The organism is Curtobacterium sp. Csp1 (assembly GCF_013347185.1).
Genome location: NZ_CP054594.1, coordinates 2,884,050 through 2,905,966 on the forward strand (window position 1 = coordinate 2,884,050; position 21,917 = coordinate 2,905,966).

Annotated in this window: 18 protein-coding genes, 1 tRNA gene and 1 pseudogene; 11 read left to right on the plus strand and 9 right to left on the minus strand. The window is 72.5% G+C overall.

The annotated features are described in order from the left end of the window. The 7 genes from HUN58_RS13850 to HUN58_RS13880 all read left to right on the plus strand — a co-directional run bounded on the left by HUN58_RS13850 (window position 1) and on the right by HUN58_RS13880 (window position 7,156). The gene (locus HUN58_RS13850; protein ID WP_180224964.1) at window positions 1-1,143 is read left to right on the plus strand and encodes a DNA polymerase III subunit delta'; all 1,143 of its coding nucleotides are present in this window, start codon (window positions 1-3) and stop codon (window positions 1,141-1,143) included. A gap of 144 nt (window positions 1,144-1,287) precedes the next feature. After that, a complete protein-coding gene (locus HUN58_RS13855) occupies window positions 1,288-1,929 on the plus strand; it encodes a TetR family transcriptional regulator (RefSeq protein ID WP_114849653.1) in 642 nt (213 codons plus the stop codon). 44 nt (window positions 1,930-1,973) lie between these two features. Continuing rightward, window positions 1,974-2,049, plus strand: a tRNA-Thr gene (locus tag HUN58_RS13860). Between the two features lie 284 nt (window positions 2,050-2,333). Further along, the gene (locus HUN58_RS13865) at window positions 2,334-3,404 is read left to right on the plus strand and encodes a Gfo/Idh/MocA family protein (protein WP_180224965.1); all 1,071 of its coding nucleotides are present in this window, start codon (window positions 2,334-2,336) and stop codon (window positions 3,402-3,404) included. An 11-nt stretch (window positions 3,405-3,415) separates the two neighbouring features. Beyond that, window positions 3,416-4,903 carry a D-alanyl-D-alanine carboxypeptidase/D-alanyl-D-alanine-endopeptidase gene (gene dacB, locus HUN58_RS13870; protein WP_180224966.1) on the plus strand — a complete coding sequence of 496 codons (1,488 nt, stop codon included), beginning with the start codon at window positions 3,416-3,418 and terminating at the stop codon, window positions 4,901-4,903. Between the two features lie 100 nt (window positions 4,904-5,003). Further along, window positions 5,004-5,624, plus strand: coding sequence for an isochorismatase family protein (locus HUN58_RS13875; protein WP_114849868.1), 621 nt, complete (start codon window positions 5,004-5,006; stop codon window positions 5,622-5,624). 62 nt (window positions 5,625-5,686) lie between these two features. Further along, entirely contained in the window at window positions 5,687-7,156 is a 1,470-nt protein-coding gene (locus HUN58_RS13880) for an NAD-dependent succinate-semialdehyde dehydrogenase (RefSeq protein WP_114849867.1), read from the plus strand. Window positions 7,157-7,160: 4 nt separating this feature from the next. Here HUN58_RS13880 and HUN58_RS13885 read toward each other — a convergent pair whose 3' ends face one another. From HUN58_RS13885 to HUN58_RS13925, 9 genes and pseudogenes are all read right to left on the minus strand, one after another. Further along, window positions 7,161-8,987, minus strand: a complete 1,827-nt coding sequence (locus tag HUN58_RS13885) for an ABC transporter ATP-binding protein (RefSeq protein WP_180224967.1) — start codon at window positions 8,985-8,987, stop codon at window positions 7,161-7,163. A 213-nt stretch (window positions 8,988-9,200) separates the two neighbouring features. Next, on the minus strand, window positions 9,201-10,598 hold the full coding sequence (locus tag HUN58_RS13890; protein ID WP_180224968.1) for an MFS transporter: 1,398 nt from the start codon (window positions 10,596-10,598) through the stop codon (window positions 9,201-9,203). A 254-nt stretch (window positions 10,599-10,852) separates the two neighbouring features. Then, a pseudogene (ribA, locus tag HUN58_RS13895) lies at window positions 10,853-11,476 on the minus strand (GTP cyclohydrolase II); the annotation flags it as partial. Window positions 11,477-11,505: 29 nt separating this feature from the next. Next, window positions 11,506-12,573 (minus strand): bifunctional diaminohydroxyphosphoribosylaminopyrimidine deaminase/5-amino-6-(5-phosphoribosylamino)uracil reductase RibD, encoded by a 1,068-nt coding sequence (ribD, locus tag HUN58_RS13900; protein WP_180226158.1) that lies wholly within the window; start codon window positions 12,571-12,573, stop codon window positions 11,506-11,508. A gap of 100 nt (window positions 12,574-12,673) precedes the next feature. Next, window positions 12,674-13,255 carry a GNAT family N-acetyltransferase gene (locus HUN58_RS13905; RefSeq protein WP_058742708.1) on the minus strand — a complete coding sequence of 194 codons (582 nt, stop codon included), beginning with the start codon at window positions 13,253-13,255 and terminating at the stop codon, window positions 12,674-12,676. Window positions 13,256-13,257: 2 nt separating this feature from the next. Further along, window positions 13,258-14,268, minus strand: a complete 1,011-nt coding sequence (trpS, locus tag HUN58_RS13910; protein WP_058742715.1) for a tryptophan--tRNA ligase — start codon at window positions 14,266-14,268, stop codon at window positions 13,258-13,260. A gap of 35 nt (window positions 14,269-14,303) precedes the next feature. Continuing rightward, on the minus strand, window positions 14,304-15,146 hold the full coding sequence (locus tag HUN58_RS13915) for an exodeoxyribonuclease III (protein ID WP_114849865.1): 843 nt from the start codon (window positions 15,144-15,146) through the stop codon (window positions 14,304-14,306). 208 nt (window positions 15,147-15,354) lie between these two features. Further along, entirely contained in the window at window positions 15,355-15,627 is a 273-nt protein-coding gene (locus HUN58_RS13920; protein ID WP_058742743.1) for an HPr family phosphocarrier protein, read from the minus strand. A 75-nt stretch (window positions 15,628-15,702) separates the two neighbouring features. After that, entirely contained in the window at window positions 15,703-16,473 is a 771-nt protein-coding gene (locus HUN58_RS13925; protein WP_058742742.1) for a DeoR/GlpR family DNA-binding transcription regulator, read from the minus strand. Window positions 16,474-16,722: 249 nt separating this feature from the next. Between HUN58_RS13925 and ptsP the strand changes: the two genes are divergently transcribed. The 4 genes from ptsP to HUN58_RS13945 all read left to right on the plus strand — a co-directional run bounded on the left by ptsP (window position 16,723) and on the right by HUN58_RS13945 (window position 21,677). Beyond that, window positions 16,723-18,378 carry a phosphoenolpyruvate--protein phosphotransferase gene (ptsP, locus tag HUN58_RS13930; RefSeq protein WP_180224969.1) on the plus strand — a complete coding sequence of 552 codons (1,656 nt, stop codon included), beginning with the start codon at window positions 16,723-16,725 and terminating at the stop codon, window positions 18,376-18,378. Between the two features lie 73 nt (window positions 18,379-18,451). Next, the gene (locus HUN58_RS13935) at window positions 18,452-20,005 is read left to right on the plus strand and encodes a PTS mannitol transporter subunit IICB (protein WP_180224970.1); all 1,554 of its coding nucleotides are present in this window, start codon (window positions 18,452-18,454) and stop codon (window positions 20,003-20,005) included. Window positions 20,006-20,079: 74 nt separating this feature from the next. Next, window positions 20,080-20,517 (plus strand): PTS sugar transporter subunit IIA, encoded by a 438-nt coding sequence (locus HUN58_RS13940; protein ID WP_022907882.1) that lies wholly within the window; start codon window positions 20,080-20,082, stop codon window positions 20,515-20,517. After that, window positions 20,514-21,677: a mannitol-1-phosphate 5-dehydrogenase gene (locus HUN58_RS13945; RefSeq protein ID WP_180224971.1), complete on the plus strand. Its 1,164-nt coding sequence runs from the start codon at window positions 20,514-20,516 to the stop codon at window positions 21,675-21,677. Before HUN58_RS13940 ends, HUN58_RS13945 begins: the two co-directional genes overlap by 4 nt. Window positions 21,678-21,917: the final 240 nt, after the last annotated feature.

The window sequence follows — 21,917 nt, forward strand, 5'->3', positions numbered from 1 at the left end:
GTGAGCGTGTGGGACGGCCTGACCGGTCAGGACGAGGCGGTGGCTGCGCTGCGGTCCGCTGCCGAGGGGCCGGAGGACACCGGTGGCATGACGCACTCGTGGCTCATCACCGGCCCGCCCGGGTCCGGTCGGTCGAACGTCGCCGCGGCCTTCGCCGCCGCGCTGGTCGGTGCAGGCTCCGACGACGACCACGCGCTCCGGCAGATCGCAGCGCGCACCCACCCGGACGTGTCCGTCCTGACCACCCAGCGGGTGATCATCACGATCGACGAGATCCGGCAGCTCGTGACGTCGTCGTACTACTCGCCGTCGGTGGGCCGGTACCGCGTCGTCATCATCGAGGACGCCGACCGCATGACCGAGCGGACCTCGAACCTGCTGCTCAAGGCGCTCGAGGAGCCCCCGGAGCGGACGGTGTGGATCCTGTGCGCCCCGAGCGAGGCCGACCTGCTGCCGACCATCCGGTCCCGCGTCCGGTCCGTGCGTCTCCGGGTGCCCGACGTCGCCTCGGTCGCCGAGCTCATCGTCGCGCGCACCGGTGTCGACCGCGCCCTCGCGACGGATGCCGCGCGCCAGGCGCAGAGCCACATCGGGATGGCCCAGCGGCTCGCCACGAGCGAGGAGGCCCGCGGTCGCCGACGGCGCACCCTGACCACCGTGCTCGGCGTGCGCTCCGTGGGTGACGCCGTGATGGCTGCGGCGGACCTGCTCGCGGTCGCGGACGAGGACGCGAAGGCGATCACCCAGCAGCGCGACGCCGAGGAACGAGACGCCGCCCTGCGGTCCCTCGGCATCGAGCCCGGCGGGACGGTCCCGCCCGCGCTCCGCTCGCAGCTCCGTGCTCTCGAGGAAGACCAGAAGCGCCGGGCGACGCGGAGCCTGCGGGACGGTCTCGACCGCATCCTGGTCGACGTCTCCTCGCTGTACCGCGACCTGCTCCTGCTCGGGCTCGGTGCTCCGGCGGAACCGGTGAACGAGGCCATGCGGGACGAACTCGACCGGGCCCTCGGAGCGGTACCCCCGGCGGCCGCGCTCGAGGTCCTCGACGCGATCGCCCTCGCACGGCAGCGGATCGCCGCCAACGTCGCCGCGCTCCTGGCACTCGAGGCCCTCCTGGTCACGATCGCCCGCGCGACCCGCTGACCAGCGTCGCCCGCACGGCGGGCCCCGCAACGATCGCCCGCGCGACCCGCTGACCACCGCCCCCCGCTCGGCGGGCCGCGCCACGATCCTCCCGTCCGTCCCCGCCCCCACCTGCGGGCCCGGCGCCCGTGAGAAGATCACCGCATGCCCGACGCCGCTCCCGGCCTGCGCGAGCGCAAGCGCCGCGCCACCCGCTTCGCGATCCAGCAGGCCGCCCTCCGGATCGCGATCGAGTCCGGCCTCGCCGCCGTGACGGTCGACGAGGTCTCGCGACGCGCCGACGTGTCGCCGCGCACGTTCTTCAACTACTTCCCGAGCAAGGAGCAGGCGCTCCTCGGCGACGACCCGACGCTGCCGGACGACGACGCCCTGGCGACGTTCCGCGCCGGCGGGCCGAGCGGGGACCTGCTCGGCGACCTGGGGACCCTGCTGGTGCACGCGACCGAGGAGCTCATCGAGGAGCGCGGCCTGCTCGAGGAGCGGCAGCAGGTGCTGCGCGCCGCGCCCGAGCTGTTCAGTCGGCGGATGGCGTCGATGAAGGAGTTCCAGGCGCAGATCGAGGACGCCGTCGCCGCCCGACTCCGGACGACGGACCCCGCGTTGGCGGACGCCGCGGACCCGGATGCGCTGCGGCGCCGGGCGAGACTGGCCTCGATCGTGGCGCTCGCGGCCCTGCGGCACGCCTGGTGGGAGTGGTCGGACAGCACGACCGAGACGCACCTGGTGGACGAGCTGGAGCGGTCCTTCGCCGAGCTCGGGGCGCTCGTTTCGCGTTCGCTCGTCTGAACCTGTATAGTCCTTACCCGTGCCACTCCGGCAACGGAGTGCCCGCCGCCTTAGCTCAGTCGGCAGAGCGATTCACTCGTAATGAATAGGTCGTCGGTTCGATTCCGACAGGCGGCTCCACCGAGAACCCCCGTCCTCCAGCAGGAGGCGGGGGTTCTCGCCGTTCCGGGCCGCAACGCCGGGTACGCCCGGGACCCGCCCGCCGGACGCGCCGGGCACGCGCCGGCGCGTCCGCCGGACGCGCCGGGCACGCCCGGGACCCGCCCGCCGGACGCGCCGAGCCCGTGCGCGACACGACCCGTCCGCCGGACGCGCCGAGCCCGTGCGCGACACGACGCGTCCGCCGGGCGCACCCACCCCGTCACACGACCGGCCGTCCCGGAGCCGACTGGTAGACAGGACGCATGACGGTTCGCTGGGGAGTCATCGGCACGGGCGGCATCGCCCACTCGTTCGTGCGGGACTGCACCGCCGCCGGGATCGCGTTCGTCGCGGTCGGCAGCCGCACGCCGGAGCGCGCCGAGGCGTTCGCCGCCGAGCACGGCATCTCGCGGGCGTACGGCTCGTACGAGGACCTCGTCGCCGCGGACGACGTCGACGCGGTGTACGTCGCGACCCCGCACTCCCGGCACGCCGAGGACGCCCTCCTCGCCGTCGCCGCCGGCAAGCACGTCCTCGTCGAGAAGGCCTTCACGATCACCGCCGACGAGGCCCGCCGTGTCGTCGACGCTGCCCGCCGCGCCGACGTCGCCGTGATGGAGGCGATGTGGACCCGCTTCCTGCCGCAGTCCGCGATGATCCGCCAGGTCATCGCCGAAGGGCGCATCGGTCGCCCCCGGGTGGTCGAGGCCACGCACCACCAGGCGCTGCCGTCCGACCCGACGCACCGCCTCAACGACCCCGCGCTCGGCGGGGGCGCGATCCTGGACCTCGGCGTCTACCCGATCTCGTTCGCGGTCGACGTGCTCGGGGTCCCGACGGCGGTCACCGCGGCGGGCACGCTGAGCGACCAGGGCGTCGACACGCAGATGGGCGTCGTGCTCACGCACGAGGGCGGCGCGCAGTCGATGCTCCACTTCGGCCTAGACCTGCGGAGCCCGAACACCGCGTCGATCATCGGTGAGGACGGCCGCATCGACCTCGACGCGACCTGGTACACCCCGACGACGTGGCGGATCCGGGACCGGGACGGCGTCGTGGTCGAGGAGTTCGACGGCCGCGAGGAACTCGCCGGCTACGGGCACGAGGCCCGCGCCTTCGAGGCGATGGTCACCTCCGGCATGCACGAGGGCGGTCCGATGGACCCCGAGGAGAGCGTCGCGATCATGGCCGTGATGGACGAGGCCCGTCGCCAGGTCGGCGTCCGCTACGTGGCCGACGGCGACGGCGACACCGCTGCTCCCTCGAGTGCACCGGCCGACGGTGGACGGTCGGTTCCGGGATCCGGCCTGGAGGCTCCTCCCGCAGTTCCGTAGGATCGGTCGGGATGTCCGACCAGCAGCCCTCGTCGCAGTCCGTCGCCGACCGCCTCCGTCACGCGGTCGCCGCCGTCCGCGGGTCCGTCACCCGCCGCCCGGTGCCGTGGATCGCGGGTGCCCTGGCCGGCGTCCTCGTGCTCGGGTCCGGGGGAGCCGTCGCGATCGCCGCTGCGACCGCTCCGACCACGCGGTCGACGAGCGCCGCCGCGGCGCCGTCCGCGACGACGTCCCGGACCCCGAGCCCGACCTCCACCCCGACGCCCACGCCGGCCGGCCGGTCGGTGCCGCAGGACGTCGCCGGCCCGTCCGCCCTGCGGACGTGCACGATCGACGCCGCGGCCTCGGCGCCCGGCCTCGGCGACTTCGAGGGGTACGTGATGAACGCGGCGACCGGCGAGGTCCTGTTCTCCCGCAAGGGCGACCAGCCCGCGCAGACCGGCAGCGTGATGAAGACCCTCACGACGGCGACGGCCCTCGCGGTCCTCGGCGGCGACCACCGGATCCCGACGACGGTGACGAAGGAGTCGGACGGCACGATCGCGATCGTCGGTCACGGCGACCCGACGCTCTCGGTCGGCGGCGGCACGGTCTACCCCGGGGCGCCCACCCTGGCGCAGCTCGCCCAGCAGGTGAAGGCGTCCCTCGGTGACGCCCCCGTCACGACGATCGTCACCGACGACACCTACTGGAACGACGCCGACGCGTGGGATCCCACGTGGCCCGTGAGCGAGCGGACGATCGGGTACCAGCCCGAGGTCACGGCGCTCATGGTGGACGGCGACCGGGCGAACCCCGCGGCCGCGACCTCGCCGCGCTCCACCGATCCGGTCGGTCGCGCGGGTGCGGCGTTCCGGACGGCACTGGCGAACGCGGGCGTGGTCGGGGCGGGGAACGCCCAGATCGTCAAGCGGGCCACGACGAGCACGGACACGATCGCGACGGTCTCCTCGCAGCCCGTCTCGACGCTGATCGGGCAGATGATCCCGAACTCGGACAACACCCTGGCCGAGATGCTCGCGCGGATCTCCTCGAAGGAGTCCGGCGCCGACGGCTCCGCAGCTTCGCTCACCGCGGTCTACCAGACGGCACTCTCGTCGTACGGGGTCGACCCGGCGGGCATCGTGATCAAGGACGGCTCGGGGGAGAGCGCGTCGAACGCGGTGTCGCCCGACTTCGTCGCCCACCTCATGGTCCAGGTCGCGGCCGGCGCGAAGGGCCTCGGGACCCTCGCGGAGTCGCTGCCGGTGGCCGGGCAGTCGGGGACGCTCGCGAGCCGCTTCACCGGGGCGAACGCCGTGGCGCGCGGCAAGGTGCACGCCAAGACCGGGTGGATCGACAGCGCGAACACCCTCGGCGGCTACATCGACGCGGCGGACGGCACCCGGCTGACGTTCGCCTTCTACGCGATCGGCTCGTCGCGGGCGGCGGCGCTCCCCGCGCTCGACGCCGTGACCGCGGCCACCTACTCGTGCGGCGGGCAGCTCACCGGGTCCTGACCCCGCGACGGACGCCGCCCTGTTCGCGCTCCGCTGAGTCCTGCGCGCGTCGCCCTTGCGGCCGACCGAGCTCGGAGCCGCCGGGTGCAGGATGGACGGCATGGCCAGGGCACTGCTCGTCGTCGACGTCCAGAACGACTTCACGGAGGGCGGCGCGCTCGGCGTCGCCGGCGGGGCCGCCCTCGCGGAGCGCATCACCGCGTTCCTCGGTCGGCACGCCGACGAGTACGACCTGATCGTCGGGTCCCGCGACTGGCACCACGGCGACGACGACAACGGCGGCCACTTCGCCGGCGCGGCGGGCCCGGACTTCGTCGACACCTGGCCCGTGCACTGCGTCGGCGGCACCGCGGGCGCCGAGTACCACCCGGCCCTCGACACCTCGGTCCTGGACGTCCACGTGTTCAAGGGGCAGGGTCGTCCCGACTACTCGGCGTTCCAGGCCGTGACCGAGGACGGCACCGCCCTGCCGGACCTGCTGGCGGAGCGCCGCGTGACCACGGTCGACCTCGTCGGCATCGCGACGGACCACTGCGTCCGTGCCTCGGCGCTCGACGCCCGCGAAGCCGGCCTCGACGTCGCCGTGTACGAGGACCTGGTGGCGGGCGTCGACCCGGACCGGAGCGCTGCGGCGCTCGACGACATCCGAGCGGTCGGCGGACACGTCGACCGCAGCGACATGGACGAGGGGCTCGCGAACCCCGGAGGAGCAGTACTGTGACCGACACCACCAGCACCACCGACACCACCGGCACCGAGCACTACGGCGGCCCGACCACGACCGTGGCGGACGAGCACGTCCGCGTGACGGGTGTGCCGACGGGCCTGTTCATCGGCGGGCAGTGGCGGGCCGCGAGCGGTGGCGCGACGTTCGCCGTCCGGGACCCCTCGACGGGGGAGGTCCTCGCCGAGGTCGCCGACGCCACACCGGAGGACGGCATGGCCGCCCTCGACGCCGCTGCCGCCGCGCAAGAGTCGTGGGCGGCGACACCGCCCCGCACGCGGTCGGACATCCTACGCCGGGCCTTCGACCTGGCGCTCGAGCACGAGGACGACCTCGCCGCGCTCATGACCCTCGAGATGGGCAAGCCCCTCGCCGAGTCGCGGGGCGAGGTGACCTACGGTGCCGAGTTCCTCCGCTGGTTCTCGGAGGAGGCCGTCCGGATCCACGGCGACTACCGCACGAACCCGGAGGGCACCGGCCGCGGGATCGTCCTGCGCCGGCCGGTCGGCCCGGTGTACGCGATCACCCCGTGGAACTTCCCGCTCGCGATGGCGACCCGGAAGATCGGGCCCGCCCTGGCCGCCGGCTGCACCGTGGTGCTCAAGCCCGCCGAGCTCACCCCGCTCACGACGCTGTTCCTGGTCGAGCTGTTCCGCCGTGCGGGGCTGCCGGACGGCGTGCTCAACGTCGTGTCGTCCCTCGACGCGAAGGGCCTGTCCGCGCCGATCCTCGCCGACCGACGCCTCCGGAAGCTCACCTTCACGGGGTCGACCCCGGTCGGCTCGGCGCTCCTCAAGCAGGCCGCGGACACCGTCCTCAAGACGAGCATGGAGCTCGGCGGCAACGCTCCGCTCCTGGTCTTCGACGACGCCGACCTGGACCAGGCCGTCGAGGCCGCGATGCAGGCGAAGTTCCGGAACGTCGGCGAGGCCTGCACCGCCGCGAACCGCTTCTTCGTGCAGGAGGGCATCGCGGACGCCTTCACCGCGGCGCTCACCGCGAAGGTGGACGCGTTCCGCATCGGTCGCGGGACCGAGGACGGCACGACGATGGGGCCGCTCATCGACGACCGGGCGGTGGACAAGGCCGCGGCCCTGGTCGACGACGCCGTGCAGCGCGGGGCGCGGCTGATCACCGGCGGGGAGCGGGTCGACCGGCCGGGGACGTTCTACGCGCCCACCGTCCTGGACGACGTGCAGCCGGGGTCCGACATCCTGACGACCGAGATCTTCGGCCCGGTCGTCTCGATCACCCGGTTCGCCACCGAGGACGAGGGCATCCGGCTCGCGAACGACACCGAGTACGGCCTGGTCGCCTACGCGTTCACCGGTGACTTCCGTCGCGGGCAGCGGCTGGCGGAGCGCCTGGAGACGGGGATGCTCGGGTTGAACACGGGCGTCGTGTCGAACGCCGCGTTCCCGTTCGGCGGGGTGAAGTCCTCCGGACTCGGGCGCGAGGGGTCGCACGAGGGCATCGAGGAGTACCTGGAGTCGGTGTACGTCCTGACGCCGGACCCCTTCGCCGCCTGACGGCTCAGACCAGGAGCTGGTGCTTCGCCAGGTCCCGGTACAGCGGGGTGGACTGCACGAGCTCGGAGTGCGTGCCCGTGCCCACCACGCGGCCGTGCTCGAGCACCACGATGACGTCGGAGTCCACGACGGTCGACAGCCGGTGTGCGATGACGAGCAGGGTGCGGTCCTCGGCCACGGCGTCGATCGCGAGCCGCATCTTCTGCTCGTTCACCCCGTCGAGCGACGAGGTCGACTCGTCGAGCAGCAGGATCGGCGGCGCCGCCAGGAGCGCCCGGGCGATGGCGAGCCGCTGCCGCTCACCGCCGGAGAGCATCACGCCGTCCTCACCGACCTGCGCGTCGAGGCCCCGAGGGTCGCGGTGCAGCACGTCGCCGAGGTTCACGGCCTCGAGCACGCGGACGCACTCGGCCTCGGACGCGTCGGGCGAGCCGAGCAGCAGGTTCGCCCGGATCGTTCCCGCGAGCACGGGGGCGTCCTGCTCGACGTAGCCGATCTGGGCGCGGAGCTCCGCGCGGTCGAGCCCGCGCACGTCGACCCCGCCGAGCCGGATGACGCCGGCGGTCGGGTCGTAGAACCGCTCGATGAGCGCGAGCGTCGTCGACTTGCCCGCGCCCGAGGGCCCGACGAGCGCGATCCGGGCACCGCGCGGCACCCGGAAGGACACGTCGTCCAGCACGACGTCGTCCGAACCAGGAGCACCGTCACCAACGGCACCCGCACCCGCAGCCCCGTCCGCGCCGGACGCATCGGCGCCCCGCGCGTACCGGAACGTGACGTGTTCGAACGCGATCGCGTCGTCCGTCTCCGTCGCGGCGGCCACCCGCACGGCGCCGTCGTCCTGGTCCTCGGTCGGCAGGTGCAGGATCTCCTCGATGCGGCCGAGCGCGCCGAGCGCCTGCGCGACGGCCACCGCCGCGCCCAGGGCCTGCCCGAGCGGCATCACCATCATGAAGAGCAGCAGGATGAACGTGATGAGCGTCGCGATGGTGATCTGCCCCGCGGCGACCTGTGCCCCGCCGACGCCGAGCACGGCGATGAACGCGACCTGCATGACGATGCTCGCGACCGGCACGACGAACGCCGACATCTTCGCGATGTCGAGACCGCGGCGGTAGGCCTCGGTCGCGTGGTCGTCGACCTCGCGGACCTCGCGGTCGGTGGCACCGGCGGCGCGGATGGTCCGCACGGCCCCGATGCCGCGCTCGATCGCGGCCGTGAGGTCGCCGACCTTCTCCTGCGCCCGCTTCGACGCGATGCGGATGCGCCGGCTGAGCCCGCCGACGACGACGATCGCGACGAGGACGATGACGACCGTGATGCCGAGGAGGAGCGGGTCGATCACGGCCATCGCGATGATCGCGCCGATGAACGTGAGCGCGCCGCCGATCGACTCGATGAGCCCCTGCGTGAGCACCGCGCGCAGCAGCGTCGTGTCGCTCCCCACGCGGGAGACGAGGTCACCCGTGCGCCGCGTGTCGAACTCCGAGATCGGCAGGTTGAGGATCCGCGCGATGAGCTTGCGGCGCGTCGAGAGCACCACGCCCTCGCCCGCGCGTTGGAGCAGGAAGTGCTGGACGCCGTTCAGGAGTCCGGACACGAGCACGAGCGCCACGAGCACCCAGACGAGGACCGACAGGGTGTCGCCCTGCTGCACGGCCGTCACGACCTGGTTCACCAGGAGCGGCTGCGCGAGCGATGCGGCAGCTCCGAGGACGCTCAGCACGATGATCACGGCCATCGCGGGCTTGTTCTCGAACAGGTAGGTCAGCAGCCGTCCGAAGCTGGCGCGGGGCCCGTCGGACTTCTTGGCACGTGCGAAGAGACTCATCGTTCCTGGTTCCTGCCGCCCGTGCGGGAGGTGCTGGCGGCCGTCGTCCAGTCTCGCACCGACCGGTGGGTGCGCGCTGCGCACGCACGGACGGACGGACTGGAGGCACGGTGCCAGCTGGCACACCTCCCTCGGAGGCTCGGTCGGCGCGCCCCGCGTGACGCTGGCGCGTCACCGCTGAGCGGGGCGCGCTCCAGTCCGATCGGGGTCGCGTCAGCGACGCGAGGCGGTCGCGTCCCCGTCCGCGAGGCCGGCCTGCTTGGTCTCGCGGACGAGCAGGAGGGCGACGAGCGTCACGACGGCTGCCCCGGTCAGGTACAGCCCGACGAAGAAGATGTTCCCGTCCGGCTGCCAGAGCTGCAGCGCGATCGTCGGCGCGAGCGAGGCCCCGATGATCGACGCGATGTTGTACGCCAGCGCGGAGCCCGTGTAGCGGACGTTCGTCGGGAAGAGCTCCGGCAGGAGCGCCCCCATCGGCCCGAACGTCAGGCCCATGAGCGACAGCCCGACGATCAGGAACGTCACGACGGTGATCGGCCCGGTGGCGGCGGCGAACCAGAGCTGGAACGTGAGGCCGAACAGGGCGATGCCGACCGTGGTCGGGATCAGGGTGCGGCGGCGACCGTACTTGTCCGCGAGCCAGCCGGCGATCGGGGTGAAGATGCCGAAGAACACCACGCCGATCATGAGCAGCGTGAGGAACTCACCGCGGCTGTAGCCGAGCCCGAGCTTCTGCAGCGGTGCCGGCTCGGACGGGTTCGTGCCGTAGTTCAGCGTGAACGTCGTCATGAAGTAGAAGAGGACGTACGTGGCGACCATGCCGAACGTGCCGACGACGACGGCCTTCCACGACGTGCGGAACACCCGGCCGAGCGGGAGCTTCGCGACCGTGCCGCTCTCCTGGACGCCGCGGAACACGGTCGACTCGACCAGCTTGAAGCGGACGTAGAGGCCCACCATGACGAGCACCGCGGACAGCAGGAACGGGATGCGCCAGCCCCACGCCTGGAAGTCGGCGTTCGGGGTGCCGTCGGCGGCGGCGGGCATGGCGGCGTTGATCGCGATGAACAGACCGTTCGCGAGCAGGAAGCCGATCGGGGCGCCGAGCTGCGGCATCGAGCCGAAGACCCCGCGCTTGCCCTTCGGGGCGTTCTCGGTCGCGAGCAGGGCCGCGCCGGACCACTCGCCGCCGAGGCCGACGCCCTGGGCGAAGCGCAGTACGGCGAGGAGCACCGGCGCCCAGATGCCGACGCTCGCGAAGGTCGGCAGGCAGCCGATGAGGAACGTCGCGGCGCCCATCACGAGCAGGGACGCGACGAGCGTCGCCTTGCGGCCGATGCGGTCACCGAAGTGCCCGAACAGGATCGACCCGACGGGCCGGGCGAAGAAGGCGAGGGCGAACGTGACGAACGACGACAGCTGCGATGCCGTCGGGTCCTCGTTCGGGAAGAAGAGCGTCGGGAAGACCAGGACGGCGGCGGTCGCGTAGACGTAGAAGTCGTAGAACTCGATCGACGTGCCGACGAGGCTCGCGATGACGACGCGGGAGCGCGGGTTCTCGGCGGCCGGGGCCGGTGTGGTCGTGGACGTGGGTGCCGGTGCGGCGGACATGGTGCGGGGGACTCCGAGGGGAGCGCTCGGACGAGCGCGGCGGTGTGCCGAAGCTGCGGACACCGGCTGGTCCGCGCGGGGTGGCGCGGGGCGTTGCCGGGTGCGTTCGGTGGGTGGGACCGCTCGTGACGGAGCACCCAGCGTACGACAGAGGTCGCCCAGCTGCGAATCCACCGAGGATCGGCTGGCGCGGCGCTGGGCGGTCGCCCGCTCCGAGCAGGGCTTCGCGGTCGCCCGCGCAGCCCTGCTCGTGGTCAGCTCGCGGCGCCGGCCTGCAGGTGCGCGGGGAGCTGGTGCCCCATCCGGTCGCGCTTCGTGTCGAGGTACCCGGCGTTCTGCGCGGAGACCCCGACCACGAGCGGCACGAGGGACTCGACGGTGATGCCGTGCTCCTCGAGCTGTCGCCGCTTCTCCGGGTTGTTCGAGAGCAGGCGGACGCTCGTGATCCCGAGGTCGGCGAGGATGCCGGCCGCGCCGCCGTACTCACGCGAGTCGGCGGGGAGCCCGAGCGCCAGGTTCGCGTCGAGCGTGTCGAGACCGTCCTCCTGCAGGCGGTAGGCCTTGAGCTTGTTGATGAGGCCGATGCCCCGGCCCTCCTGCCCGCGCAGGTAGACGACCACACCGCCCTCGGCGGCGATCGTGTCCAGCGCAGCGTCGAGCTGCGGTCCGCACTCGCACTTCAGCGAGCCGAACGCCTCGCCGGTCAGGCACTCGGAGTGCACGCGCACGAGCGCACCGGGCCCGGGCAGTGAACCGTCGTCGTCCGTCGCGATGATCGCGACGTGCTCCGCGCCCGTGACGAGGTCGCGGTAGGCGCGCATCTGGAAGGTGCCGTGGGTGGTCGGGACGTTCGTCGCGACCTCGAACTGGACCGGGCTGCCCGGGGTGGGGGAGGTGAGTGCGTCGGTCATGGGGTGCTCCGGTCGTCGTGAGCCCCGTCGTCTCCGCGCTCGTCGGCCGTCGTCGTCGGTCCGGTACCGGGCCGGGAACGGTGGGGTCGTGCGCGGACCAGCAGGTCGGGGCCGAGGCTGGTGGTCGATGTTACGTCCAACTGGTGACGCTCGCCGATGCTTCCCACCCCGACGTCGCCGAGGGCGGTCCGGGGACCTCCGAGCAGCACCGGGGCGAGGTAGACGAGCACCTCGTCGACGAGACCCGCGGCGATCAGCGCGGACGCGATCGTCGGACCCCCCTCGACGAAGACGGAGTGGACACCGTGGTCGCGCAGGCTGCGCAGGGCGGTGTCGAGTTCGTGCCCGGGGAGGGTCACGAGGCCGCGGGGGTGCCGACGGACGGCGGCGTCCTCGGGCACGGGGCGGTCGCCCAGGACGACCGGGAGCGGCTGGTCGGCGAGGAGCTCGCCGCCGTCGCCGCGGGCGGTCAGGCTCGGGTCGTCGGTGAGCACGGTGCCCGTGCCGACGAGGATGGCGTCGTGCGCGGCACGCTGCTCGTGCACGTGCTGGCGGGCGGCCGCGCCGGTGATCCACTTGCTCGTGCCGTCGGCGGCCGCGGCACGACCGTCCAGGCTCGACGCCCACTTCACGGTGACCCACGGCCGCCCGGCGCGGACCGACAGCAGCCAGCGCTCGAGGAAGGCCTCGGCCTCGTCCGCGAGGACACCGGAGACCACCTCGATCCCGGCGGCGCGCAGGCGGTCGGCGCCCCCGCGCGCCTGGACGCCCGGGTCGTCGACGGCGTAGACGACCCGCGCGACGCCGGCCTCGATGAGCGCGACGGCGCAGGGCCCGGTGCGTCCGGTGTGGTTGCACGGCTCGAGGGTCACGACGGCCGTGGCGCCGCGGAGCTGCTCCGGCGACAGCTTGGCCATCGCGTCGACCTCGGCGTGCGGGGTCCCCGCGCCCTTGTGCCAGCCCTCGGCGAGGACGTCACCGGCGGGGGAGAGCACCACGGCGCCGACGCGGGCGTGGTCGCCGACGACGGGTCCGCGGGCCGCGAGGTCGAGCGCTCGCTGCATCGCACGGACCTCGGCCGGACGAGCCGGCGGGAGGGGGGACGTGGTCACGCTCCGACACTACCGACGGGAGCGTGGTGACGCGTCACCGACTTGTCCCCTGTCAGCGAACGACGCCGCCGTCACGGAAGGACGCGTCCGGCCAGGGGAGCGCCGACGCCGGGACGCCGTCCGCGCGACGGAGCCCGGTCCAGGCCGTCGTCGGCGCACCGTCCCGTGCGGGGATGCGGGCCGGACCGGTGCCGGTGAACGAGAACCCGGCCGAGCGGGCGACGGACGCCGACGCGGTGTTGCCCTCGTAGCACTCCCAGTACACGTCCGCCGCGCCCTGGGAGAACGCCCACCGGACGACCAGGTCGACGGCCTCGTGCATGAGCCCGGCGCCCCGGGCGGACGGCGCCAGCCAGAAGCCGAGGTCGCGGTGCTCGGTGCGGAAGGACACGACGCCCTCGAGCCAGGTCGACCCGGTACGGCGGATCGCCCAGGTGTACTCGCGGTCGGACGCCCACCCGGGGCCGACGAGGGCGTCCAGGAAGGTCCGTGCGTGCTGCTCGGTGTACGGCGTCGGCACGGTCGTCCACCGCACGACGTCGGGGTCCTGGCACGCCGCGGTGATCGCCGCCGTGTCGGACCGGATCGGCAGGTCGAGCCGGACCCGGTCCGACGACAGCGTGACGGGCAGCATCGTCAGCCGCGGGTGCGGGGCACGAAGCCGATGCGGTCGTACACCCGGGCGAGCGTCGCCTGCGCGATGGACTCGGCGCGGTCGGCGCCGACCGCGAGCAGGCGGTCGAGCTCGGCGGGGTCGTCGAGCAGCTCGAGCGTGCGCGCCCGCACCGGCTCGAGCTCGGCGACGACGGCGTCGGCCACCGCGCCCTTGAGGTCGCCGTAGCCCTTGCCGACGAACTGCTCCTCGAGCGTCGCGACGGGCGTGCGCGTGAACGCGGACAGGATCGCGAGGAGGTTCGTGACGCCGGGCTTCGCCTGCCGGTCCGCCCGGATCTCGCGCTCGGTGTCGGTGACCGCCGACCGGATCTTCTTCGCGGTCCGCTTCGGGTCGTCGAGCAGGCGGATGAGGCCGTTGTCGGACGCGGCCGACTTGCTCATCTTGCTCGTCGGGTCCTGCAGGTCGTAGATCCGCGCGGTCTCGGTGCCGATCTTGGCCTCCGGCACGACGAACGTGTCCCCGAACCGGGAGTTGAAGCGGTTCGCCAGGTCCCGGGTCAGTTCGACGTGCTGGCGCTGGTCGTCGCCGACCGGGACGACGGCGGTGTCGTAGAGCAGGATGTCCGCGGCCATCAGGATCGGGTACGTGAAGAGCCCGACGGACGCCGCCTCGGCGCCCTGACGTGCCGACTTGTCCTTGAACTGGGTCATCCGGCTGGCCTCGCCGAAGCCGGTGAGGGTGTTGAGGACCCAGGCCAGCTCGGCGTGCGCGGGGACGTGCGACTGCACGAACAGCGTCGACTTCGTCGGGTCGATGCCCGAGGCGATGTACTGCGCCGCGGTCGCTCGGGTGCTCGCGCGGAGCTCGGACGGGTCCTGCGGCGAGGTGATCGCGTGCATGTCGACCACGCAGTAGATCGCGTCGTGGTCGTCCTGCAGGTCGCGCCACTGCATGAGCGCCCCGACGTAGTTGCCGAGGTGGAGGGACCCGGCGGAGGGCTGGATCCCGGAGAAGATGCGCGTCGTGGTCATGGGGGTGTCCTGGTGGTGCGGGGGTGAGAGGAGGGTCAGAGCTCGTAGTCGACGACCACGGGGGCGTGGTCGGACCATCGCTGGTCGTACGCCGCGGCGCGGTCCACCGTGTACTGCGCGACCTTCGCCGCGAGTTCGGGGGTCGCCACCTGGTAGTCGATGCGCCAGCCGCTGTCGTTGTCGAACGCCTGGCCGCGCCAGGACCACCACGTGTACGGGCCGTCGACGTCGCCGGCCTGCTCGCGACCGACGTCGACCCAGCCGAGCCCCGGTCCGGTCGAGCCGTCCGCGCCCTCGACCTGCTCGCCGTCGGCGCCGAAGAACCGCGAGAAGTAGGCACGCTCGCGCGGGAGGAACCCGGCACGCTTGACGTTGCCCTTCCAGTTCTTGATGTCGCGCTGGTCGTGGCCGACGTTGAGGTCACCGACGACGACCGCGAGCGGGTTGTGCGCGCGGAGCGCCGGGAGCCGCTCGGTCATCGCGTCGAGGAACTTCCACTTCTCGTCCTGCTTGGGGGTGTCGACCTCGCCCGAGTGCACGTACGCCGACACGACCGTGACCGTGGCGTCGCCGACCTCGTAGTCGGCCTCGATCCAGCGGCCGGCCGAGTCGAAGTCGGCGGGGCCGAGCTCGACGCGGTGCAGGTGCGCGCGCTTCCGTGACGCGATGGCGACGCCCGCGCGGCCCTTCGCCGTCGCCGGGTCGTGCACGACGTCCCACTCGTCGCCGAGCAGCCCGGTCAGGTCGTCGGTGGACGCACGGACCTCTTGGAGGGCGAGCACGTCGACGTCGCGGGTGGCGAGCCAGTCGCCCATGCCCTTCCGGAACGCGGCGCGGACGCCGTTCACGTTGACGGATGCGAGGCGCAGGCGTGTCATGCCGACCACCTTATCGGCGGGCGCGGACGCGGCCGGTCCCGCCGCCGTTCCTGCATCGGTGAAGCAGCAACTGTCGGGTGCGGACGGGCGACGCGACGTCGTCTGCTCCATGACGGCCGTACAAGCGCGCACGGACGGACGGGAGGCACGGTGCCAGCTGGCACCGTGCCTCCCGTCCGTCGTCTGGTCGCGACCGCGACCTGCGCGCTCAGGCCGCGTCGTGGTCCGTCTGCAGGAACTCGACCAGGCTGTCGGCGGTCGCCTCGGCGTCGTCGCCGGACACCGTCAGGGTGACCTCGTCGCCGTTCTCGATGCCCAGGCCGAGGAGGGCCAGGATGCTGCCGGCATTGCCGGACTTGTCGCCCTTGGCGATCGTCACCTGGTGGCCGGACGCGGTGACGGTCTGGACGAACAGCGAGGCGGGGCGGGCGTGCAGCCCGGACGCGCTGGCGACGGTGACGGTGCGGGTGGCTTCGGACATCGATGAACTCCTGTCGACGGGGTGGTGGCGCTCATGGTAGCGAGCGCCGGGTGGGACGGTCCTGGCGGCCGGACGTCAGTCGCGGCCGGGCCAGAAGACCTCGGTGCCGGCCGCCTCGACCTCGCGGACGAGGTCGGCGTTGACGGCGGGATCGGTGATGATCGTGTCGATCGCGGCGAGCGGGGCGACGCGGCCGAACTCCTCGCGTCCGAACTTCGTGTGGTCGGCGAGCAGGATGCTCCGGCGCGCGGACTTGATCATCGCGCTCTTCACGGCGGCCTCGGCCATGTTGTGCGTGGTGAGGCCGCGCTCGGGCGTGATGCCGTTGATGCTGATGAAGGCGACGTCGACGCTCACCATGCCGATGAGCTGGTGCGTCCACGTCCCGACGCCGGCGAGCGAGTCGCTGCGGATGTTGCCGCCCAGCAGGTGCAGGTCGATGCCGGGGCGGTTCGCGACGGCCATCGCGACGGGGAGCGAGTGCGTGACGACGGTCAGCCCCCGGTCGGTCGGGAGCATCTCGGCGAGGCAGATCGTCGAGGTCCCGGCGTCGATCATCACCGAGCCGTTCTCGGGCAGCTCGCCGAGGGCCGCCTCGGCGATGACCATCTTCTCGGCCTGGTTGATGCCGCCGCGGTCGCCGACCCCCGGGTGCAGGGTGATCCGCTCGACGGGGATGGCGCCACCGTGCGCGCGGCGGACGAGGCCACGCCGCTCGAGGCTCGTGAGGTCGCGCCGGATGGTCTCCGGCGTGACCGCGAGGAGCTCGGCGAGGTCCTTCACGTCGACCCGGCCGTGCGCCCGCGCCTGCTCGACGATGCGCTGGTGGCGCTCTGGTGCGTACATGGACCTCGTCGTCTCGGTCGATCGGCGTGCTCGGAACAGAACGGACACGACCGGGCACGATCTCGACGGATCAGCGCGGATCGGTTCGTCCGTCAGACGCAAACGGGCATCTGTTTCTGCATTTTTATCCCCGGATGTGTTTGTTTGTCAACGTGGATCGGGGTAGTGTGACGTCACGCCGCCGCGGTCGAGCCCTCGTTCGTCGCGCGGCAGCCCCAAGCACCTCCGCGTGAGATGAAGGAGTCTCGAATGACCGAACTGCTCGGCACCGGCGTCGGCAGTGGCGTCGCCCACGGCCCCGTGCTCCGCATGGCGGACCCGCTCGGCGAACCGTCGACCGCCCCGCTCGAGGGTTCCGCGGACGACGCGAAGCAGGCCGTGCACGACGCGCTCGCCGTGGTCGCGGAGGACCTCAACACGCGCGGGCAGCTCGCCGGCGGCGACGCCCAGGCCGTACTCGAGGCGCAGGCGCTCATGGCGCAGGACCCCACGCTCCTCGACGACGTGCACGCCCGCATCGACGGCGGCACGAACGCCGAGCGTGCGGTGTTCGAGGCGTTCGGCCAGTTCCGCGACCTGCTCGTCGGCATGGGCGGCTACATGGGGGAGCGTGCCGCCGACCTCGACGACGTGGCGCAGCGCATCGTCGCGAAGCTCCGCGGCGTCCCCGCTCCCGGCGTCCCCGAGTCGGACACCCCCTTCGTGCTCGTCGCCCGCGACCTCGCGCCGGCCGACACCGCACTCCTCGACCTCGACAAGGTGCAGGCGCTCGTCACCCGTGACGGCGGCCCGACCTCGCACACCGCGATCCTCGCCCGCGCCAAGGGCATCACGGCCATCGTCGGCGTCACCGGGGCCGACGCCCTGGCCGACGGCACCGAGGTCGTCGTCGACGCCGCGGCCGGCACGGTCGTCACCGACCCGTCGGACGAGCTCGTCGCCGACGTCGAGCGCCGCATCGCCGAGCGTGCCGCCGCCGCGTCTGCGCCGCTCACTGCCGGTGCGCTCGCCGACGGCCACACCGTCCCGCTCCTGGCGAACCTCGGCAGCCCCGCCGACGCCGCCGGTGCCGTTGCTCTCGGTGCGGAGGGCGTGGGGCTCTTCCGCACCGAGTTCCTCTTCCTCGACGCGCCGACGGCCCCGACCGTCGAGCAGCAGACGGCGTCCTACCGCCAGCTGCTCGAGGCGTTCCCGGGCAAGAAGGTCGTCGTCCGCGCGCTCGACGCCGGCGCCGACAAGCCCCTGCCGTTCCTCACCGACAAGGACGAGGAGAACCCGGCGCTCGGCCGTCGCGGCCTCCGCGCCCTCCGGAACCACGAGGAGGTGCTGCGCGACCAGCTCACCGCCCTCGCGCAGGCCGACGCGGCGACCGAGGCCGACCTCTGGGTGATGGCCCCGATGGTCGCCGACGCCGAGGAGACCGAGTACTTCGTCGACCTCGCCCGCGACCTCGGCATCCGCACCGCCGGGGTGATGGCCGAGGTGCCGTCGCTCGCCCTGATGGCGGAGCAGGTCCTGACGCACGCCGACTTCGTGTCGATCGGCACGAACGACCTGACCCAGTACACGATGGCCGCCGACCGCATGCTCGGCACCGTCGCGTCCTACCAGGACCCGTGGCACCCCGCCGTCCTGCGTCTCGTGGCGCAGCTCGGCCAGGCCGGGCAGGCCGCCGGGAAGGCGGTCGGCATCTGCGGCGAGGCGGCGGCCGACCCGCTGCTCGCCGTCGTGCTCGTCGGCCTCGGCGCCACCACCCTCTCGATGACCCCCGCGGCCCTTGCCGACGTGCGCGCCGAACTCGGCAAGCACACGCTCGACCAGGCCCGCGAGATGGCGAAGGCGGCACTCGCCGCGAGCACCGCGGCGGCTGCTAAGTCCGCCGCGGCCGCAGCGCACGCCGCCTAGCCGCAGCACCACCGCAGCACAGCAGCACCCACACCCTCCACCACTGCAGCACCCATCACAGAAAGCCAGGCACATGACAACGTCGTCCGTTGCAGCGCCCGACGCTCCCGCGAAGTCGCGGGGCGGCGCACGCGTCGCCGTGCAGAAGTTCGGCACCTTCCTCTCCGGCATGGTCATGCCCAACATCGCGATCTTCATCGCGTGGGGCCTCATCACCGCGTTCTTCATCCAGACCGGCTGGACGCCCGTCGGCGTCCTCGGCGGCTTCGGTGAGACGAACGGGGTGGCGAACATCGGTCTCGTCAGCCCGATCCTGACCTACCTGATCCCGCTCGCGATCGCCTTCCAGGGCGGCCGGATGATCTACGAGACCCGCGGCGCGGTCGTCGGCTCGATCATGGCGATGGGCGTCATCATCGGCGCCAACGGCACGATCATGATCCTCGGCGCGATGATCTGCGGGCCGCTCGGCGCGTACCTCATCAAGCAGATCGACAAGATCTGGGACGGCAAGATCAAGCCGGGCTTCGAGATGCTCGTGAACAACTACGCGGCCGGCATCCTCGGCTTCGCGCTCGCGCTCATCGGCTTCTTCTGGCTCGCGCCGCTGTTCAAGCTCATCGCAGAGGGCCTCGGCGCCGCGGTGAAGTTCCTCGTCGACAGCTCGCTCCTGCCGCTCGCCAGCGTCATCATCGAGCCCGCCAAGGTCTTCTTCCTGAACAACGCCATCAACCACGGTGTGCTCGACCAGCTCGGCGCGCAGCAGGTCCAGCAGTCCGGCAAGAGCATCCTGTTCCTGCTCGAGGCCAACCCCGGCCCCGGTCTCGGCATCCTGCTCGCCTTCACCTTCTTCGGTGTCGGCATCGCCCGCTCGACCGCTCCCGGCGCCATCCTGATCCAGTTCTTCGGTGGCATCCACGAGATCTACTTCCCGTACGTGCTGCAGAAGCCGGTCCTGTTCCTCGCGGTCATCCTCGGCGGCGCCACCGGTGTCGCGACGAACGTGGCCTTCCAGTCCGGCCTCGTCGCCCCGGCGTCGCCCGGTTCGATCATCGCGGTGCTCACGGCGACGGCGAAGGACAGCTACGTCGGCGTCATCCTGTCGGTCGTCCTCTCCGCGGCGGTGTCGTTCGCGGTGGCCTCGTTCTTCCTGCTCGCGAGCCGGAAGCGTGACCTCGCCAACGGCGGTGGCGACATGACCGCCGCGATGGCGAAGCTCCAGGCCAACAAGGGCCGCGACGTCAACGCCGCGACCTCGGGCCTGCTCGGCAACAACGCCCCGCGCTCCGAGGAGGAGACCGAGGCCGCCTTCGGTGGTGTCGGCTCCGGCACCGCGACGGCGACCCGCGTCGAGAACGTCGTGTTCGCCTGCGACGCCGGCATGGGCTCGAGCGCGATGGGTGCCAGCGTCCTGCGGAACAAGGTGAAGAAGGCGGGCATCGAGGGCGTCACGGTCGTCAACAAGGCGATCGCGAACCTCGACGGCACCGAGGACCTCATCATCACGCAGGAGGAGCTGACGGACCGCGCCCGGCAGAAGAACCCGAACGCGCAGCACGTGTCGGTCGGCAACTTCATGAACGCGCCGCAGTACGACCAGGTCGTCGACCAGCTCAAGAACCAGTAACAGCGTGCAGTATCGGAGGGGGTGGGCCGAGGCCCGCCCCCTCCACCACGTCCTCGAACAGCAAGGAGAACCCCATGCCCGTCCTGCAGGAGAGCCAGATCCGCATCCACACGGAGGACACCGCTCCGACCAAGTCGGAGGCGATGAAGGAGGCCGCCGAGATCCTCGAGGCTGCAGGCGCGGTCACGGCGGACTACTACCCGGCGATGCTCGAACGTGAGAAGAGCGTCTCGACGTACATGGGCAACTTCCTCGCGATCCCGCACGGCACCAACGATGCGAAGGACGCGATCAAGTCGTCCGCGCTGTCGTTCATCCGCTACGCCACCCCGATCGACTGGGACGGCAACCCCGTGCGCTTCGTGGTCGGCATCGCGGGCGTGAACAACGAGCACCTCGACATCCTGTCCAAGATCGCGATCGTGTTCTCCGACGAGGACGAGGTCCAGAAGCTCACCGACGCCCCGGACACCGCGGCGATCCTGTCGATCCTCGGCGAGGTCAACGAGTGACCTCCGGCACGCACACCGCGGTCCACTTCGGCGCCGGCAACATCGGTCGTGGCTTCGTCGGGCTGCTGCTCCACGAGGCCGGCTACGAGGTCGTGTTCGCCGACGTCGCCGCCCCGCTGATCGACGCCCTCGCCGCGGCGGACTCCTACACCGTGCACGAGGTCGGCCAGGGCGCCCAGGACCACGAGGTCACCGGGTTCCGGGCCGTCAACAGCGCCCAGGACGAGGCCGGCGTCATCGCCGAGGTCGCCGCGGCCGACGTGGTCACGTGCGCCGTGGGCCCGACGGTGCTGAAGTTCATCGCCCCCGTGATCGCCGCGGCGCTCCGGCGGCGCGACGCCGACGCGGCGCCGCTGGCCGTGATGGCGTGCGAGAACGCGATCAACGCCACCGACCGGCTCCGCGACTCCATCGTCGAGGCACTGCCGACCGACGAGCGCGACGCCGCCCTCGCCAAGGCCGTCTTCGCGAACACCGCCGTCGACCGCATCGTCCCGGCCCAGCCCGAGGGCGCCGGCCTCGACGTCACGGTGGAGACCTACTACGAGTGGGCCATCGACCGCACCCCGTTCGGCGGCTCCGAGCCCAAGATCCCGGGCGCGCACTACGTCGACGGACTCGCGGCGTCGATCGAGCGGAAGCTCTTCACGGTCAACACCGGGCACGCCACCGTCGCGTACCACGGCTTCCTCGCCGGGGCGGACAAGATCTCCGACGCGATCGCGATCCCCGCGGTGCGCTCCGAGCTCGAGTCGGTCCTCGCCGAGACGAGCGACCTGCTCGTGCGCCGCCACGAGCTCGACCCCGAGGTGCACCGCTCCTACGTCGAGGCGATCATCGGCCGCTTCGAGAACCCGCACCTGCCGGACACGGTCACCCGGGTCGGCCGGCAGCCGCTCCGCAAGCTGTCCCGCGACGAGCGCTTCGTCTCGCCGGCGGCCGCCCTGGCCGAGGACGGCACCGAGCCGACCGCGCTGCTCGACGCGATGGGTGCGGCCCTGCGCTTCGACGTCGCGGACGACGAGCAGAGCGTCGAGCTGCAGGAGCTGCTCCGGTCCGACCGCGCGGACGCGGACGTCGCGACCGAGATCACCGGGCTCGACGCGCAGCACCCGCTGCACGCCGCGTTCACGGAGCGGGTGCGCGCAGCGCGCGCCTGAGACGCGACCCCAGGACGGACGGGAGGCGCCCCGGCACCCGGGACGAGCCGCTCCGCTCTCCCCGAGACGCCCCTTCGCCCGCGCGCCGCCGCCGGATCCGGCTCCGGCTCGGCCACCCGGCGGTGCCTCGGTGGCGGACCGGTGTCCCGGCGTAGCGCCGGCGCCATGACGGAGCCCTGGGGCGCGCCGCGGTGCGGCGGCGGCGACGATCCGGAAGAGCACACGTCTCAACCGCAGTCA

Excerpts from the sequence above, each read along its gene's own strand:
- HUN58_RS13925 (WP_058742742.1), bottom strand. The coding sequence starts at position 16,473 with ATGTACGCACCAGAGCGCCACCAGCGCATCGTCGAGCAGGCGCGGGCG.
- HUN58_RS13905 (WP_058742708.1), bottom strand. The coding sequence starts at position 13,255 with ATGCTGCCCGTCACGCTGTCGTCGGACCGGGTCCGGCTCGACCTGCCG.
- HUN58_RS13890 (WP_180224968.1), bottom strand. The coding sequence starts at position 10,598 with ATGTCCGCCGCACCGGCACCCACGTCCACGACCACACCGGCCCCGGCC.
- ptsP (WP_180224969.1), top strand. The coding sequence starts at position 16,723 with ATGACCGAACTGCTCGGCACCGGCGTCGGCAGTGGCGTCGCCCACGGC.
- HUN58_RS13855 (WP_114849653.1), top strand. The coding sequence starts at position 1,288 with ATGCCCGACGCCGCTCCCGGCCTGCGCGAGCGCAAGCGCCGCGCCACC.
- HUN58_RS13865 (WP_180224965.1), top strand. The coding sequence starts at position 2,334 with ATGACGGTTCGCTGGGGAGTCATCGGCACGGGCGGCATCGCCCACTCG.
- dacB (WP_180224966.1), top strand. The coding sequence starts at position 3,416 with ATGTCCGACCAGCAGCCCTCGTCGCAGTCCGTCGCCGACCGCCTCCGT.
- HUN58_RS13885 (WP_180224967.1), bottom strand. The coding sequence starts at position 8,987 with ATGAGTCTCTTCGCACGTGCCAAGAAGTCCGACGGGCCCCGCGCCAGC.
- ribD (WP_180226158.1), bottom strand. The coding sequence starts at position 12,573 with ATGCAGCGAGCGCTCGACCTCGCGGCCCGCGGACCCGTCGTCGGCGAC.
- trpS (WP_058742715.1), bottom strand. The coding sequence starts at position 14,268 with ATGACCACGACGCGCATCTTCTCCGGGATCCAGCCCTCCGCCGGGTCC.
- HUN58_RS13875 (WP_114849868.1), top strand. The coding sequence starts at position 5,004 with ATGGCCAGGGCACTGCTCGTCGTCGACGTCCAGAACGACTTCACGGAG.
- HUN58_RS13940 (WP_022907882.1), top strand. The coding sequence starts at position 20,080 with ATGCCCGTCCTGCAGGAGAGCCAGATCCGCATCCACACGGAGGACACC.
- HUN58_RS13935 (WP_180224970.1), top strand. The coding sequence starts at position 18,452 with ATGACAACGTCGTCCGTTGCAGCGCCCGACGCTCCCGCGAAGTCGCGG.
- HUN58_RS13920 (WP_058742743.1), bottom strand. The coding sequence starts at position 15,627 with ATGTCCGAAGCCACCCGCACCGTCACCGTCGCCAGCGCGTCCGGGCTG.
- HUN58_RS13915 (WP_114849865.1), bottom strand. The coding sequence starts at position 15,146 with ATGACACGCCTGCGCCTCGCATCCGTCAACGTGAACGGCGTCCGCGCC.